Origin of the sequence: Streptomyces sp. 71268, from assembly GCF_029392895.1 — a bacterium.
GTDB lineage: Bacteria > Actinomycetota > Actinomycetes > Streptomycetales > Streptomycetaceae > Streptomyces.
This window is the reverse complement of sequence record NZ_CP114200.1, coordinates 5,372,267-5,387,597: the sequence shown is the minus strand read 5'-3', so window position 1 is coordinate 5,387,597 and position 15,331 is coordinate 5,372,267. Positions and strand designations below refer to the sequence as shown.

10 protein-coding genes and 1 pseudogene are annotated in these 15,331 nt (G+C 76.4%); 2 read left to right on the top strand and 9 right to left on the bottom strand.

What is annotated here, in order from left to right; genetic code table 11:
• Window positions 1-51 precede the first annotated feature (51 nt).
• From hutI to OYE22_RS21275, 5 genes and pseudogenes are all read right to left on the bottom strand, one after another.
• Window positions 52-1,302 carry an imidazolonepropionase gene (gene hutI, locus OYE22_RS21295; RefSeq protein ID WP_277321898.1) on the bottom strand — a complete coding sequence of 417 codons (1,251 nt, stop codon included), beginning with the start codon at window positions 1,300-1,302 and terminating at the stop codon, window positions 52-54.
• A 17-nt stretch (window positions 1,303-1,319) separates the two neighbouring features.
• Window positions 1,320-2,705: a formimidoylglutamate deiminase gene (locus OYE22_RS21290; protein WP_277324248.1), complete on the bottom strand. Its 1,386-nt coding sequence runs from the start codon at window positions 2,703-2,705 to the stop codon at window positions 1,320-1,322.
• A gap of 183 nt (window positions 2,706-2,888) precedes the next feature.
• Window positions 2,889-4,115 (bottom strand): annotated as a pseudogene (locus tag OYE22_RS21285) (allantoate amidohydrolase); the annotation flags it as partial.
• 167 nt (window positions 4,116-4,282) lie between these two features.
• The gene (gene hutU, locus OYE22_RS21280; protein WP_277321897.1) at window positions 4,283-5,947 is read right to left on the bottom strand and encodes a urocanate hydratase; all 1,665 of its coding nucleotides are present in this window, start codon (window positions 5,945-5,947) and stop codon (window positions 4,283-4,285) included.
• A gap of 199 nt (window positions 5,948-6,146) precedes the next feature.
• The gene (locus tag OYE22_RS21275; RefSeq protein WP_277321896.1) at window positions 6,147-6,896 is read right to left on the bottom strand and encodes a class I SAM-dependent methyltransferase; all 750 of its coding nucleotides are present in this window, start codon (window positions 6,894-6,896) and stop codon (window positions 6,147-6,149) included.
• 187 nt (window positions 6,897-7,083) lie between these two features.
• Here OYE22_RS21275 and OYE22_RS21270 point away from each other — a divergent pair, with 187 nt between their 5' ends.
• Both OYE22_RS21270 and OYE22_RS21265 read left to right on the top strand, forming a co-directional pair.
• Window positions 7,084-8,097, top strand: a complete 1,014-nt coding sequence (locus OYE22_RS21270) for an AraC family transcriptional regulator (protein ID WP_277321895.1) — start codon at window positions 7,084-7,086, stop codon at window positions 8,095-8,097.
• A gap of 353 nt (window positions 8,098-8,450) precedes the next feature.
• Window positions 8,451-9,758, top strand: a complete 1,308-nt coding sequence (locus OYE22_RS21265; RefSeq protein ID WP_277321894.1) for a multidrug effflux MFS transporter — start codon at window positions 8,451-8,453, stop codon at window positions 9,756-9,758.
• A gap of 80 nt (window positions 9,759-9,838) precedes the next feature.
• Here OYE22_RS21265 and OYE22_RS21260 read toward each other — a convergent pair whose 3' ends face one another.
• The 4 genes from OYE22_RS21260 to OYE22_RS21240 are packed head-to-tail and all read right to left on the bottom strand — an operon-like array spanning window position 9,839 to window position 15,309.
• Window positions 9,839-10,951 (bottom strand): proline racemase family protein, encoded by a 1,113-nt coding sequence (locus OYE22_RS21260; RefSeq protein WP_277321893.1) that lies wholly within the window; start codon window positions 10,949-10,951, stop codon window positions 9,839-9,841.
• Window positions 10,951-12,036: a dihydrodipicolinate synthase family protein gene (locus tag OYE22_RS21255; protein WP_277321892.1), complete on the bottom strand. Its 1,086-nt coding sequence runs from the start codon at window positions 12,034-12,036 to the stop codon at window positions 10,951-10,953. Before OYE22_RS21255 ends, OYE22_RS21260 begins: the two co-directional genes overlap by 1 nt.
• A gap of 10 nt (window positions 12,037-12,046) precedes the next feature.
• Window positions 12,047-13,714: an FAD-dependent oxidoreductase gene (locus OYE22_RS21250; RefSeq protein ID WP_277321891.1), complete on the bottom strand. Its 1,668-nt coding sequence runs from the start codon at window positions 13,712-13,714 to the stop codon at window positions 12,047-12,049.
• On the bottom strand, window positions 13,711-15,309 hold the full coding sequence (locus OYE22_RS21240; protein ID WP_348652235.1) for an FAD-dependent oxidoreductase: 1,599 nt from the start codon (window positions 15,307-15,309) through the stop codon (window positions 13,711-13,713). Before OYE22_RS21240 ends, OYE22_RS21250 begins: the two co-directional genes overlap by 4 nt.
• Window positions 15,310-15,331: the final 22 nt, after the last annotated feature.

The window sequence follows — 15,331 nt, the reverse complement described above, 5'->3', positions numbered from 1 at the left end:
CGGGCGCCGGGCCCCGGTGGGCAGGGGAGGCGCGGGCCAGACGCGGTGGGCTCAGGTGCGCTGGCCGCCCCGCCAGACGGCCGTGACCAGCGGGACGCCGGGGCGGTAGGCGAGGTGGACCGGCGACGGCGCGTCGAGCAGGGCCAGGTCCGCGCGGGAGCCCGGGCGCAGGTAGCCGACGTCGTCGCGGCGCAGGGCCCGGGCGCCGCCCGCGGTGGCCGCCCAGACGGCCTCGTCCGGCGTCATGCCCATGTCCCGCACGGCGAGGGCGATACAGAACGGCATGGAGCTGGTGAAGGACGAGCCCGGGTTGCAGTCCGTGGACAGCGCGACGGTGGCGCCCGCGTCGAGCAGCCGGCGCGCGTCGGGCCACTTCGCGCGGGTGGAGAACTCGGCCCCCGGCAGCAGCGTGGCCACCGTGTTCCCGCTGGCCAGCGCGTCGATGTCGGCGTCGGTCAGGTGCGTGCAGTGGTCGGCTGACGCGGCGTCCAGCTCGACGGCGAGCTGGACGCCGGGCCCGTACGTGAGCTGGTTGGCGTGCACCCGGGGGGTCAGGCCGCGCGCCTTGCCGGCGCTGAGGATGGCGTGTGCCTGGTCCCGGTCGAAGGCGCCCTTCTCGCAGAAGACGTCCACCCAACGGGCGTACGGGGCGCAGGCGTCGAGCATCGGCCCGGTGACGAGGTCCACGTAGCCCGCCGGGTCGTCGGCGAACTCCGGGGCCACGATGTGCGCGCCGAGGAACGTCGTCTCCTCGGTGTGGGCGGCGGCGACGCGCAGGGCGCGGGCCTCGTCGTGCGGCGTGAGCCCGTAGCCGGACTTGGTCTCCAGGGTCGTGGTGCCCTGCCGGGTGGCCTCGCGCAGGTAGCGCAGCAGGTTGGCTTCGAGCTGCTCGTCGCTGGCGGCCCGGGTGGCGGCGACGGTGGTGCGGATGCCGCCCGCGGTGTACGGCCTGCCGGACATGCGCGCGCTGAACTCGGCGGTGCGGTCGCCGGCGAACACCAGGTGCGAATGCGAGTCCACGAAGCCGGGAATGACGGCCTGACCTGCGGCGTCGAGGTGACTGTCAGTGGCGGGTGCTTTGCTTGTGACACCGACCCAGGCAATGCGGTCGCCGTCGATGACGAGCGCCGCGTCCTGGATCAGACCGAGGGGGCCTTCGCCGAGGGAGGGGTCGTTGGTGACGAGGGTGCTGATGTGGGTGATGGCCGTCGTCGTGCGGGCGCTGTGGGTGCCGTGGGTGCTGCCGGGGGTGGCGGCGGGCCGGCCGGCGGGGGCGCCGTCCGTGGGGGTGTTGGGGGTCATCGCGGGGTTGTTCTCCTTCAGCCGAGCACGGCTGCGATGGACTGGGCCAGTGCGGTGGGCACGTCGGGGAGCAGGGCGTGTGCCCCGTCCCGGACGATATGGCGACCGCCGACGATCGTGTGCCGGACATCCGCGCTGGACGCCGCGAATACGGCCGTTTCGACGCCCAGCGCCGGCGGCGGGCCGGCGGTGCGCACCGAGTCCAGCGCCAGCGTGGTGAGGTCGGCGAGCGCTCCGGGAGCGATGCGGCCGGCGTCCTGCCAGCCCAGCGCCGCGTGACCGGCCGCCGTCGCGGCGTGCAGGAGTTCGGCCGCCGTCCAGTGGCCCCGGGCCCGGGTGCGCAGCCGCTCGTCCAGCTCCATCGCGCGCGCCTCTTCGAGCAGGTCGACGACGGCGTGGCTGTCGCTGCCCAGGGAGAGCGGCGAGCCGGCTTCCTGGAGGGCCACGGCCGGGCCGATGCCGTCCGCGAGGTCGCGTTCGGTGGTCGGGCACATGCACACGCCGGTGTGGGCGCCGCCCAGGAGGGCGATGTCGGCGCTGGTCAGGTGCGTGGCGTGGACGGCGACGGTGCGCGGTCCGAGTACGCCGTGTTCGGCGAGCAGTTCGGTGGGGGTGCGGCCGTGCGCGGCGCGGCAGGCGTCGTTCTCGGCGGTCTGCTCGGACAGGTGGACGTGCAGGGGGGCGCTCCGCCCGGCGGCCCAGCCGGCGACGGTGGCGAGCTGGTCGGCCGGCACGGCGCGTACGGAGTGGATGGCCGCCCCGAGCCGGGCGTGTTCGGGCGCCTTGAGGGCGCTCGCGCGCTCCGCCCACGCGTCGGCCGTGCCGTCGCTGAAGCGCAGTTGGGGGCGGGTCGGCGGATCGCCGAAGCCCGCGGAGAGGTAGGCCGTGTCGAGGAGGGTGATGCGGATGCCGGCGTCGGCGGCCGCCGCGAGGAGGGCCTCGCCCATGGCGTTGGGGTCCTGGTAGCGGGCGCCGCCCGGGGCGTGGTGCAGGTAGTGGAACTCGCCGACGCTGGTGATGCCGGCGAGCGCCATCTCGGCGTAGGTGGCGCGGGCGAGCGCGTGGTAGCTGTCCGGGGTGAGCCGCTCGGCCACGCCGTACATGACCTCGCGCCAGGTCCAGAACGAGTCCGGGGCGCGCCCGCCGCCACGGTGGGCATCGGTGGGCGCGACACCCGAGGAGGAGGTGGATGAGGAGGTGGTGGCATCCGGGGAGGTGGCCCGGGCGGCCGGGCTGACCTGGGCGGCGCCGCGCAGGGCGCGGTGGAAGGCGTGGCTGTGCGCGTTGGCCAGACCGGGCACGGTCAGTCCGCGCAGCACGACCGCGCCGGGCGGTGGCGTGGCCACGCCCGGGCGCACGGCGGCCACCCGACCGTCGCGTACCTCGATGAGGACGCCGGCCAGGACGCCGCCGCCCGGCGCCGGGCCCGCGGGGGTCGCGCCTTCGGAGCGCGGGCCAGCGGGGGTCGCGCCCACGGAGTCCGCGCCCTCGGAAGGCGAGGTCTCCGGGGGGCTGGGCGGGGGCGGCGCCCGGGGCCGGCTCGGTGGTAGGGGTGGGGTTGAGCCAGGCGTGCTCCGCCCAGTACGTCACGCGCACGCGAGGCCCTCCAGTACGTCGGCGAGGGCGTGGACGCCGGCGACGCAGTCGTCCTCGGTGGCGTGCTCGGCCGGGGAGTGGGAGACGCCGGTGGGGTTGCGGACGAAGAGCATGGCGGTCGGGACGGTGCCGGAGAGGATGCCGGCGTCGTGGCCTGCGCCCGTGCCGAGGACGGGGCGGGCGCCGCCCAGGATGCGGCCGAGCTCGTCCCGTAGGGCGTGCTCGAACTCCACGACGGGGGTGAAGGACTCGCGCACCATGCGGACGTCCACGCCGTCGCGCTGGCCGCGCTCGACGGCCGCGCGCTCGATCTCGGCCACCACCGCGTCCAGCGTGCCCTGGTCGGCCGCGCGGGAGTCGAGCCAGCCACGAACCAGCGAGGGGATGGCGTTGACGCCGTTCGGTTCGACGCTGACCTTGCCGAAGGTGGCCAGCGCGCCGGCCAGGGCCGCCTTCTTGCGGGCGGCCAGCACGGTGTTGGCGTAGGTGAGCATCGGGTCGCGGCGGTCCTCGATGCGGGTCGTGCCGGCGTGGTTGGCCTCGCCCCGGAAGTCGAACCGCCAGCGGCCGTGCGGCCAGATGGCGGAGGCGATGCCGACCGGGTCGCCGGACAGGTCGAGCGCCCGACCCTGTTCGACGTGCAGCTCCACGAAGGCGCCGACGCGGGCCAGGCGTTCGGGGTCGGGCCCGATCGCCTCCGGGTCGTACCCGGCGCGCTCCATGGCCCGCGGCAGGCTGGTGCCCTCACCGTCCCGGAGCTGGTGCGCGGCCTCCACGGTGAGCTGGCCCGCGGCCAGCCGGGAGCCCACGCAGGCCAGCCCGAAGCGGGCGCCCTCCTCGTCGCCGAAGTTGACGACGGCCACCGGCTTGGCGAACTCCGCTCCCCTCCGGCGGAGTTCGTCGAGCGCGGCGAAGGCGGAGACGACGCCGAGCGGCCCGTCGAAGGCGCCGCCGTCCGGGACGGAGTCCAGGTGCGAGCCGGTGACGACGGCCTCACCCGGGGCCACGTCGCGGTGGTCGCGGGCGCCGAGCCAGGCCCACTGGTTGCCGTTGCGGTCCAGTTCGTAGGCGAGGCCACGGGAGGTGGCCTGGGCCTGGAACCAGGCCCGGCAGTCGGTGTCGGCGCCGCTCCAGGCGAAGCGGCGGTAGCCGCCGCTGTCCGCGTCGCGGCCGATCGGGCGCAGGTCGCGCCACATCTCGTGGAAGGAGGCACCGGTACCGACCGGGCCGGGCGAGCCTGGTGACGCGGCCGAGCCCGCCGGGCCTCGCGCGCCCGCCGGGCCTTGCGAGCCTTCCGTACCTCGTGCGCCTGCCGGGTCTTGTGAGTCTGCCGAGCCTGGTGACGCGGCCGCGTCGGCCGCGGGTCCCTCCGGGGCGCGTTCGCTCACGACTGGTCACCCTCGCGCATCGGGACACGGACCGCCTTCTCCTCGGCGACGCGCTCGGCGATGTCGTACCCCGCGTCCACGTGCCGGATCACGCCCATGCCCGGGTCGTTGGTGAGCACCCGGCGGATCTTCTCGCCGGCGAGCGGCGTGCCGTCGGCGACCGTGACCTGGCCCGCGTGCAGCGAGCGGCCCATGCCGACGCCGCCACCGTGGTGCAGCGAGACCCAGGAGGCGCCGGAGGCGACGTTGACCATGGCGTTGAGCATCGGCCAGTCGCCGATGGCGTCCGAGCCGTCGAGCATGCCCTCGGTCTCGCGGTACGGGGACGCGACCGAGCCGCAGTCCAGGTGGTCGCGGCCGATGGCCAGCGGCGCCTGGAGCGTGCCGTCGGCGACCATGTCGTTGAACCGCTCGCCGGCCCGGTCGCGTTCGCCGTAGCCGAGCCAGCAGATGCGCGCGGGCAGCCCCTGGAAGTGCACCCGTTCGCCGGCCAGCTTGATCCAGCGGGCCAGCGACTCGTTCTCCGGGAAGAGTTCGAGGATCGCCTTGTCGGTGGCCGCGATGTCCTTCGGGTCGCCGGAGAGCGCCGCCCACCGGAAGGGGCCCTTGCCCTCGCAGAACAGCGGGCGGATGTACGCGGGGACGAAGCCGGGGAAGTCGAAGGCGCGCTCGTAGCCGGCGAGCCGCGCCTCGCCGCGGATGGAGTTGCCGTAGTCGAAGACCTCGGCGCCGGCGTCCTGGAAGCCGACCATCGCCTCCACGTGTCGGGCCATCGACTCGCGGGCGCGGGCGGTGAAGTCGGCGGGCTTGTCGGCCGCGTACGTCGCCATGTCCGCGAAGTCGACGCCGATCGGCAGGTAGGCCAGCGGGTCGTGGGCGCTGGTCTGGTCGGTGACGATGTCGATGGGCGCGCCGGCGGCGAGCAGTTCGGGCAGCAGCTCGGCGGCGTTGCCGAGGACACCGATGGACAGCGGCTTGCGGGCGTCGCGGGCCTCGGTCGCCAGCTCCAGGGCGTGCGCGGGGCTGTCGGCCCTGACATCGAGGTAGCGGTGTTCGATGCGGCGGTCGATGGCGCGCGGGTCGCAGTCGATACAGATGACCACGCCGCCGTTCATGGTGACGGCCAGCGGCTGGGCGCCGCCCATGCCGCCGAGGCCGGCCGTGAGCGTGATGGTGCCGGCCAGGGAGCCGCCGAACTTCTTGGCGGCGACGGCGGCGAAGGTCTCGTACGTGCCCTGCAGAATGCCCTGGGTGCCGATGTAGATCCAGGAGCCGGCGGTCATCTGCCCGTACATGGTCAGGCCGAGGGCCTCCAGGCGGCGGAACTCCTCCCAGTTGGCCCAGTCGCCGACCAGGTGCGAGTTTGCGATGAGGACGCGCGGCGCCCACTCGTGGGTCTGCATGACGCCCACCGGGCGGCCGGACTGCACGAGCATCGTCTCGTCCTGGCGCAGCGTGGTCAGGGTGCGCGCCATCGCGTCGAACGAGCGCCAGTCGCGGGCCGCCTTGCCGGTGCCGCCGTAGACGACGAGCTTGTCGGGGTGCTCGGCGACCTCGGGGTCGAGGTTGTTGTGCAGCATCCGCAGGGCGGCCTCCTGCTGCCAGCCCAGCGTGTTGAGCTCCGTGCCGCGCGGTGCTCGTACGGGTCGCGGTCCCGACATGGGTGCTGCCTCCCTGGCTCGACGGGTGGTACGCCGATTGGATTAGTTCATTCACATAGTCCTGTGATGAATAGTCCCAGTCAACAGGACGGCCCGACCTCCGGCCAGGCGAGGCCGCCGCCTGGCGGGTCGGGCCACCTGTCGGGTCGGGCCGCCGATTGGGTCGGGCCGGTTCGCGACGGTCAGCGGGCGGGCGGCCTCACCTCACCGCCTCCAGGACCAGCGTGGGCGGGTGCTCGGTGTAGCGCCGCCAGTAGTCCTGGCCGTACTGGGCGATCCCCTCCGGCGAGATCCGCCACGGGTGCCAGCGCACCTGGCCGAACCCGGCCTCACGCAGGGCCGACTCGTAGGTGCCGGACAGCCACAAGTGGAACTCGATGTCGACCGGGCGCCCGCCCATCGTGGTGTGCGCGCGCACCGTCGCGCCCTCGGCGCGGGGCTGGGGCACGTCGGCGGTGATGCCGAACGGGCCGTAGTAGTCGGGGTCGGCGGGCATGTCGTAGTTGGCGCAGTTGGCCACCAGGCGCCCGCCCGGCCGCAGCGCCCGACTCGCGGTGCGGCACATGGCCACCAACTCGTCCCGGCTGGCGCTGTAGTGCAGGACGTTGACGCCGGTCACCACGTCGAAGGCGGCCGCCTCGATGGCCTCGTGTCCACGGGCGACGTCGCCGACGTGGTACGTGATGCCCAGCCGTTCGGCCCGCTCGCGTTCGCGGGCCGTCTCCACCATGGACGCCGAGATCTCCAGGCCCTCCACCCGGCCCGCGCCCGCCCGCTTGATCCGGCGGGTCCAGATCCCCGTCCCCGCCCCCAGGTCCAGCACGTCCAGGCCGCGCACGTCCCCCATCACCGCGCGGAAGGTGGGTTCCTCCGCGTGTCGCGCATAGGTGAGGACGTTCAAGGTGTCGTCGTAGACATCGGCCGTCTCGTCGTACTGCTTGCTTCCCACGTCACGCCTTCCCGCACGCTCGGCAACAGCTCCCTTACGGTGCGTATGGGTGCCCTCGGGCCGTGCGGGCTACTCAGGCTGTAGGGGGCAAGGGCCCGGACGGGGGGGCGGGCGGGCGCACGACAGTTCGCTCCTCGTCCAGGGGAGCAGCGCGCGCTCCTTGCCACGGCGGCTAACCTGCGGACGTGTGACCCGGGTTCACCAGCTCGCCGGCGCGGCCGGCTCCGCCGCGTGGGAGGCGACGTCCGCCGCGTACTACGCCTCGATCGCGCGGGCCGACGCGCGCGGCGACGGCACCGTACGACACCTCCTGCGGCCCGAGGTCGGCGACGGGACGATCGAGGTGACGCCGCTGCGCAGCGGGTTCCACGTCGTCCGCTACGACGTCGCGTTCGCCGCCGGGCACCGGATCGACTACCGGTTCCCGGGCGACCACTTCGAGCTGGAGCACTGCGTCGAGGGGCGGCTGCGGGTCAGCGAGGACGGCGCCGGCGCGGACGAGTTGCACGCCGGCTCGGTGGCGCTCAGCCCGCGTCGCGCCACCGGCGGCGTCGTCGCGCACGGCGCCGGCGAGCGGTACCGGGCCGTGTCGGTCACCGGGAGCTGGGCCGGCCTGGACACCTACCTCGGGGGTCTCGGCGCGCGGGAGCTGCCCGCCATCGGTCCCGAGCACGTCGCGCGCGAGCGGTACCTCGGCCGGTCCGCCGCGCTGCGCCCGGTGGCGCAGCCGCTGGCGGAGATGTACGCGCACCGGCGCGCCTCCCCCGGGCGCCTGCTGTACCTGGAGTCGCGGCTGGTGGCGGCGCTCGCCGCGCTGCTCGACGGGCTCGCCGCCGACCCGCCGGCCAGCGGCGCGCCGGGCCCCGCGCTGGCCGCGCACGAGGTGGCCGCCCTGCGCCGGGTCCCCGAACTGCTCTGGCAACGCCGCCACGCCCCGCCGACCCTGGCCGAGTTGGCCCGCGCGTCGTCCATGTCCGTCCGACGCCTGACCACGGGCTTCCGCGCGCTGTACGGGGACTCGGTGTGGGCGTACCACCGGCGGCGCTGCCTCGACCGGGCCGCGGCGCTGCTCGTCGAGACCGACTGGCCGGTCTCCCGCGTCGGGCACGAGGTCGGCTACGCCTCGCCCAGCAACTTCGGCTACGCCTTCCGTCGCGACCGGGGCACCACGCCGGCCCGCTTCCGCCGCGCGCACACCTGACCGCCCACGGCCTGACCGCCTGCCTGGCCTGCCCCCCGCCTGGCCTGGCCGCCCGCCCGGCCTGGCTGTCCGCCCACCGGCCTGCCCGCCTGCCTGCCCGTCGGCCGGGACACACCGCGCACCGCCCTCCACACCCTCCGGACCCGCGCTCCACACCACCGTCCGCTTCCGGCGCCGAGGCTGTGACCGGCGGCGGTCGCACCGGCCGTCGCACCCACACGAGGAAGGCGCCCGATGTCCCCTCCGTACGCCCCCGCCGGCCGCCGCCCAGTCGGCCGGCACCCAGCCAGCCGGCGCCGCCGGGAACCCGCCGGCGTCTCGCCCCGGCGGCCCTCGCCCCCGGGTGAGCGGCGATGACCGAGCGAGCCGGCTCCGCTTCGCAAGCGACCGGGACGGTGCGGTTGGTGATCGTGTTGGGTGGGTTGTCGGCGATATCGCCGTTCGCCACCGACATGTACGCGCCCGGCTTCCCGGAGATCGTCGCCTCGTTCGGCACCTCGGGGACGGCCGTCCAACTCTCCCTGACGGCCTGTCTGATCGGGCTCGCCGTCGGGCAGGTCGTGCTGGGCCCGGTCAGCGACGCGCTGGGGCGGCGCCGGCTGCTGCTCGCGGGGTCCGGCGCGTTCGCCGGCCTGTCCCTGGTCTGCGCGCTCGCGCCGTCGATCGCCGTGTTCGAGGTGGCCCGGCTGCTCCAGGGCGTGGCCGGCGGCGCGGGCCTGGTCATCGGCCGGGCGGTGATCAGCGACCGGTACACCGGCGCCCGGGCGGCCCGCCAACTCTCCACGCTGAGCGTGGTCGGAATGGCCGCGCCGGTGCTGGCCCCGGTCGCCGGCGGACTGCTCCTCGGCGTCGGGTCGTGGCGGCTGGTGTTCGTCGCCCTCGCCGGGGCCGGGCTGCTGCTGGTGGCCGCGGTCTGGGCGTGGGTGCCCGAGTCGCTGCCGGTCGAGCGGCGCCGGCGCGGCGGCGCGCGGTCGGTGCTGGCCGCGATGGGCCCGCTGGTGCGGCGGCGGGCGCTGGTCGGCCACCTGCTCGTCATCGGCTGCGCGCTCGGCGCGCTCTTCGCCTACATCACCGGCTCGCCCTTCGTCTTCCAGGACGGCTACGGCCTGTCGCCCACGGCGTACGGCCTCGTCTTCGCCACCAACGCCGTGGGCACCGTGCTGGCCGGGGTGCTGTTCGGGGCGCTGGCCGGACGGGTGCGCCTGGGCGCCCTGCTGCTCGGCGGCGTGGCCACCACCGTGCTCTGCGCGCTCACGTTGGTGGCGCTGCTCGCCACGGGACTCGTCGCGGGAGGCGGCGCGTTCGGCGCCACCTGGGCCTGCCTGTTCGGCCTGACCTTCGGGTTCGGCCTCGTGCTGCCCGCCTCGACGACCCTCGTCCTCGCGCTCGGCGGCGACGCCCCCGGGGCCGCGTCCGGCCTGCTCGGCGGCGCCCAGTTCGTGCTCGGCGCGGCGGCGGCGCCACTGCCCGGCGCGCTGGGGCACACGACCGCCCTGTCGATGGCCGTTGTCGTGTTGGCCTGCGTCCTGCTCTCGGCGCTGGCGCTGGTCGCGCTGGCCCGGCCATGGCGGGACGACGGCGAGAGCGACGGCGACGGCGACAGTGACCAGGATGGGCACCTTACGAGCGCGGCGGGGGGCGAGTCGGCAGGCGGGCACTGAGGCGCGCTGGGGCGCGCTGAGGGCGGGCGCCCGCGCCCCCAGCGCGAGGCCGGCCGCCCCCAGGGCGCCCCCAGCCGCCCCTACAGCACGAAGCCGGCCGGGAAGGGGTCGGTCGGGTCGAGGAGGTACTGCCCCATGCCGGTGATCCAGGCCCGGCCGGTGAGGGCGGGGCGGACCGCGGCGCGGTCGCCGACGCGGTCGGCGGCGACGAGGCGGCCCGTGAAGTGGGTGCCGATGAAGGACTCGTTGACGAAGTCCTCGTGTAGGGGAAGTTCGCCGCGAGCGTGGAGCTGGGCCATCCGCGCGCAGGTGCCGGTGCCGCACGGCGAGCGGTCGAACCAGCCGGGGTGGATCACCATCGCGTTCCGGGCGTGGCTACCGCCCGCGCCCGGCCCCGCCCCCTCGACTCCCCCGGCCACGGCCGTACCGTCCCCGACCGACCCGGCCACCCCGCCCCCGCTCCCGCCCCCGGCCTCCGCCGCGCCGGCACCCGGCGTTCCCGGGGCCGTGAACTGCACGTGGCGGCAGCCGGCGATGCCGGGGTCGGTGGGGTGCTCGGGCCGCCGCTGCTCGTTGACCGCCGCCATGATCGCCATGCCGGCGGCGAGGATCTCGTCCTTGTGCCGCCGGTCGAAGGGGATGCCGAGCCGGCTCAGCGGGGTGATGGCGTAGAAGTTGCCGCCGTACGCCATGTCGTAGCGGACCCTCCCGATGCCGGGGACCTCCACGGCGGCGTCCAGCTCGTGCGCGTACGAGGCCACGTTGTGCAGCGTGACCCGCTCGGCGCGGCCACCGCTCACCTCCACCCGGGCCTCGACCAGGCCGGCCGGGGTGTCCAGGCGTACCGTCGTGACCGGTTCGGTGACCTCGACCATGCCCGTCTCGACCAGCACCGTGGCCACCCCGATGGTGCCGTGGCCGCACATCGGCAGGCAGCCGGAGACCTCGATGAACAGGACGCCCCAGTCGGCGTCCGGTCGGGTCGGGGGCTGGAGGATGGCGCCGCTCATGGCGGGGTGCCCGCGCGGCTCGTTGACCAGGAACCGCCGTACCGCGTCGAGGTGTTCTACGAAGTAGCGCCGCCGCTCGGCCATCGTCTGGCCCGGCACCGGGCCGATGCCGCCGGTGATGACGCGGGTCGGCATGCCCTCGGTGTGCGAGTCGACGGCGCTCAGGCAGCGCGCGGCGCGCATCAGCGGGCCTCGGCCACGGGAGCGCCGACCGCCGGCGCGACGGGCTGCCGCGGCCCGGCCGACGCGGCCTCGCCGGGTTGGGGGGCGGCCGCGTCGTCCACCGCCGCCAGCGCGTCGACGGCGCGCCGTACGTCCGCGTCCAGCGCGGCGAGTTGCTCCCCTGACAGCGGCCCGCGCGGCGGCCTGGACGGGCCGCCGTACCGGCCGACCAGGTCCATCGCCCGCTTGACGGCCTGGACGAACTCGGTGCGCGAGTCCCAACGGAAGGCCGCCACCAGCGGTTCGTACAGCGCCCGCGCCTCCGCGAGCCGGCCCGCGCGGGCCAGGTCGAAGAGGCGTACCGACGCGGCGGGGAAGACGTTCGGGAAGCCGGCGAACCAGCCCTCGGCGCCCATCAGCAACGACTCCAGCACGAGGTCGTCGGCGCCGGCGATCATGGCGAGGTCCGGGGCGCACTCCTTGATGTGCCGTACGCGCCGCACGTCGCCGGAGAACTCCTTGATCGCGACGACGTTGTCGATGGCGGCGAGTTCCCCGATCACCTCCGGGGTGAGGTCGACCTTGGTGTCGAGCGGGTTGTTGTAGACCATGACCGGCAGCCCGACCGCCGCCACCTGCTCGAAGTGGTGGACGACCTCGGCGGTGTTGGCGCGGTAGAGCGTCGGCGGCAGGCACAGCACCCCGTCGGCGCCGTCCTCGGCGGCGTGCTCCGCCCAGCGCCTGGCCTGGTGCGCGCCGACGCCGTGCACCCCGACCACCACCAGCGCGTCCCGGCCGACGGCCGCGACGGCCGCGCGGGCGACCGCGCGCCGCTCGGCGTCGGTGAGCGAGGAGTACTCGCCCAGCGAGCCGTTCGGGCCGACCCCGTGACAGCCGTTGTCCACCAGCCAGCGGCAGTGTTCGGCGTACCGGTCGAGGTCGGGCCGTAGCCCGGCGGGGGCGGCGGGGTCGTCGGCGTACGGGAGCGCGGTGGCGACCACGACGCCGGTGAGGGCGCGCGCGTGCGGCTTCGAGCGGGCGCCCGGCGTGGCCGACGGCGCGGCGGTGGTGGGCTGCGGAAGGTCGGTGGGCGGCTTGGTGCTCATGGGGTCTCCGTTACGCGTCCGGGGGCTGGGGGTCGCGGTGGTGCGGGGGCGCCAGTTCGTCCGGGGGCGGGGAGGTGAGCGGGGACTGGGTGAGGTCGGTGGGGTTCGGGGGGTCGGCGAGTATCGGGGAGACGACCGGGAGCCCGGCGAGGTCGCCGAGGCGGATCGGCTGGGCGACGGGGCGGGCGTCGATGGCGTACCGGTCGGCATGGCCGAGGGGCCGACGCCCGCGCGGGGTCGGCGCACCCGGGGCCGGAGCAACCGGCGCCGGCGCGTCCGGCATGAGGCCCGCCGCCAGATCCGTGACGGCGCGTCCGCAGGTGCGGCCCTGGCAGGCGCCGAGGCCGGCGCGGCAGGCGAGCTTGAGCGCGCGCGTGCCGTCGACGTGCCGCTCGGTGACGGCCGCGCGCAGCGCGTCGTACGACACCTCCTCGCAGCGGCAGACGAGGGTGTCGTCCCGCAGCCAGGTGCGCCAGCCCGGCCGGACCGGGTGGGCCAGGGCGAGCGCGGCGGCGAAGCGGCGGCCCGAGCGGACCCGGCGGCGCAACCAGGCGACGCGGGCCGGGTCGGCCGCGCGGTGGCCGAGCGCGGCGGCGGCCAGCACACCCGCCAACTCTCCCTCGTACGCCGCTAGTTCAGCGCCACCAACGCCGGTCAGCTCGCCGGCCGCGTACACGCCGGGCACCGACGTGCGCTGCCCCGCACGCAGCGCGACGCGCGGCGTGCCGTCGGGGCCGTCTTCGAGCGCGCAGCCCGCCGCGAGCGCGAGTTCGAGCTGTGGGCTGAACCCGTAGCCCACGCAGAGCGCGTCCACGCCTTCGACACGGCGCTCGCTCCCGGGCCGCACCGTCCAGTCCGGCGCGAGCCGGGCGGTGGTCACGGCGCGCAGCCGGTCCTCGCCGTGCGCCGCGACGACCGCGCGCCGGGTGCGGTACGGGACGCGGTGTCGGGCCAACGTGGCGGCGTATGCGGCGAGTTCGGGCAGCTTGCCGCGTCCGTCGCGGAGCGCGGCGAGCGGGGAGCGCAGCCAGCCGGCGGGCGAGCCGGCCTCCCAGACCCCGAGCACCCGGGCGCCGGCGCCGAGCAGCGCCGCCGCCACCGGCAGCAGGAACGGGCCGGTGCCGGCCACGATCACCCGCCGCCCCACGGCGAGCCGCTGCCCCTTGGCCAACGCCTGGGCGCCGCCGGCCGTGACCACGCCGGGCAGGTCCCAGCCGGGGAAGGGCAGCGACCGGTCGAACGCGCCCGGGCAGAGCACCAGCGCGTCGGCGGCGAGCGCGCGCGGCGTACGGAACCCGTCGGCCGGCCCGGTGAGGACGTGTACGAGGTGCGGCGCCGGCGCGCCGCCCCTAGCGCCCCGGGCCGGCTCGATCGACCAGGCGGTGGTGTGCGGCAGGTGGTCGATGGCGGGGTGCGCGGCGACGGCCCGCGCCAGGCGCTGGCCCTCCGGGGCGCGGCCGGGTGCGGGCCCGCCTGCGGGCGGCGCGAGGTGGGGGCCGGCCTGGGCGTGGCCGGGATTCGGCGCGTCGGCGGGCGGCGCGTGGCGGTGGTACTGGCCGCCGACGCGCGCGCCGTTGTCCACGAGGGTGACCCGCGCGCCCGCGCGCGCGGCGGCCAGGGCCGCGTGCAGCCCGGCCGGCCCGGCGCCGATGACGACGATCCGCCGCCCGTCCGTCATGCCCGGTCCGTCGCGGACCCCGGCAGTACGGCGCCGCGCTGCGTCTCCACCACGTCGCCCGCCGCGACCTCCCGCAGGCAGGCCCGCACGTCGGGCAGCCCGTTCACGACCACGAGGCAGTCGTGGCACACCCCGATGCCGCAGAAGACGCCGCGTGGCCGACCGCCGCCACGGGTGGTGCGCCACGCGGCCCGCCCCGCCTCCAACAGGACCGCGGCCACCGTCTGCCCGGGGCGGGCGCGCCGCGCGACACCGTCCACGGTGAGCGACACGCCCCCGCCCGCCGCCACCCGCGCCTCGTGCCCCGCCGCCCCGGCCGCATCCGTCCCCGCCCCGACCGCCCCGGACCCCGGCCGTACCGTCGCCGCTTCCGCCGCCGGTACGTCTCCCGCCGCCTCCGGCGCGCCGCGCAGCCCCGGGCGGTCCACCCGGAACGGGGCCGGGTCCAGGTGGGGCGGCTCGCCCGTGAGGAGTTCGGCGAGCAGGTCGCCGGTGGCGGCGGCGAGGCCGATGCCCGCGCCCTCGTGGCCCGTGGCGTGCCACAGGCCGGCCCGGCGCGGATCGGGGCCGATGACGGGGAGGTGGTCGGGGGTGTACGGGCGGAAGCCGCCGTAGGCGCGCAGCACCGGCACCGCGGCGAGCGGCGGGAACAGCGTGGTGGCGCCGCGGGCCAGCGCGCGCAGCACCGCGACGGGGATCGCCGGGTCGAAGCCCACCCGCTGCCGGCTGGAGCCGATGAGCACGGTGCCCGCCCGCGTGGCCTCCACGACGGTGGAGACCCGCAGGTCGGCGTCGGCGGCACCGACCGCGCCGACGTAGTCGGCGGCGTAGACCTTGTGCCGCACGGTGCCGGCCGGCAGCGGGGCGGTGACCAGGACCAGGCCACGGCGCGGCGCCACCGGCAGCGGGGCCCCGGCCGCGTCGGCGAACGAACCCGCCCACGGGCCGCAGGCGTTGACGACCGCGCCGCACGGCACGTCCCCGCGCGCGGTGCGCACCGCGCGCACCCGGCCGTGCCGGTCGCGCCGCACGCCGAGCGCGGCGACGCCGCCGCGTACCTCGCCGCCCCGCGCCCGCACCGCGGCGAGCAGCGCCGTCGCCGCCAACACCGGCTGGAGCTGGGCGTCCTGCGGGTAGCGCAGGACGGTGGTGGCCCGTGGCGTCAGGTGTGGCTCGTACGCGGCGACCTCGTCGGGAGCGAGCGCGTGGGCCTCGACGCCGACGGCGCGCTGGGCCTCGGCGAAGGTGTGCAGGGCGGCCGACTGCGCCGCGCCGATCGCGACGACGAGACCGCCCTTGCGCTCGTACTCGCACGCCGCGCGGCGCGGCCCGATCTCCTCCCGCAGCTCGGCGAGGAGCGCGGGCCAGCGGCGTAACGAGGCGAGCGCGAGCTCCAGTTCGGGGCCGGGCGGCTTGTCGGAGACCAGGAGGTTGCCCTCGCCGCTCGCGGTGGTGGCCGAGGCGACGGGCCCCCGGTCGAGCACCAGCACCCGCACGCCGCGCCGGGTCAGCGCCTCGGCGCAGGCCGCGCCGATGATGCCGCTGCCGACGACGACCGCGTCGGGATGTTGTCCGTACGTCCGTGAACCGTGCATGCAGCGCACCACCGTTCTCCAG

What these genes read in the sequence shown, in the direction of transcription:
- hutI (WP_277321898.1), bottom strand. Translation starts at nt 1,302, where the DNA reads ATGACCCCCAACACCCCCACGGACGGCGCCCCCGCCGGCCGGCCCGCC.
- OYE22_RS21260 (WP_277321893.1), bottom strand. Translation starts at nt 10,951, where the DNA reads ATGCGCGCCGCGCGCTGCCTGAGCGCCGTCGACTCGCACACCGAGGGC.
- OYE22_RS21255 (WP_277321892.1), bottom strand. Translation starts at nt 12,036, where the DNA reads ATGAGCACCAAGCCGCCCACCGACCTTCCGCAGCCCACCACCGCCGCG.
- OYE22_RS21240 (WP_348652235.1), bottom strand. Translation starts at nt 15,309, where the DNA reads ATGCACGGTTCACGGACGTACGGACAACATCCCGACGCGGTCGTCGTC.
- OYE22_RS21250 (WP_277321891.1), bottom strand. Translation starts at nt 13,714, where the DNA reads ATGACGGACGGGCGGCGGATCGTCGTCATCGGCGCCGGGCCGGCCGGG.
- OYE22_RS21265 (WP_277321894.1), top strand. Translation starts at nt 8,451, where the DNA reads ATGACCGAGCGAGCCGGCTCCGCTTCGCAAGCGACCGGGACGGTGCGG.
- hutU (WP_277321897.1), bottom strand. Translation starts at nt 5,947, where the DNA reads ATGTCGGGACCGCGACCCGTACGAGCACCGCGCGGCACGGAGCTCAAC.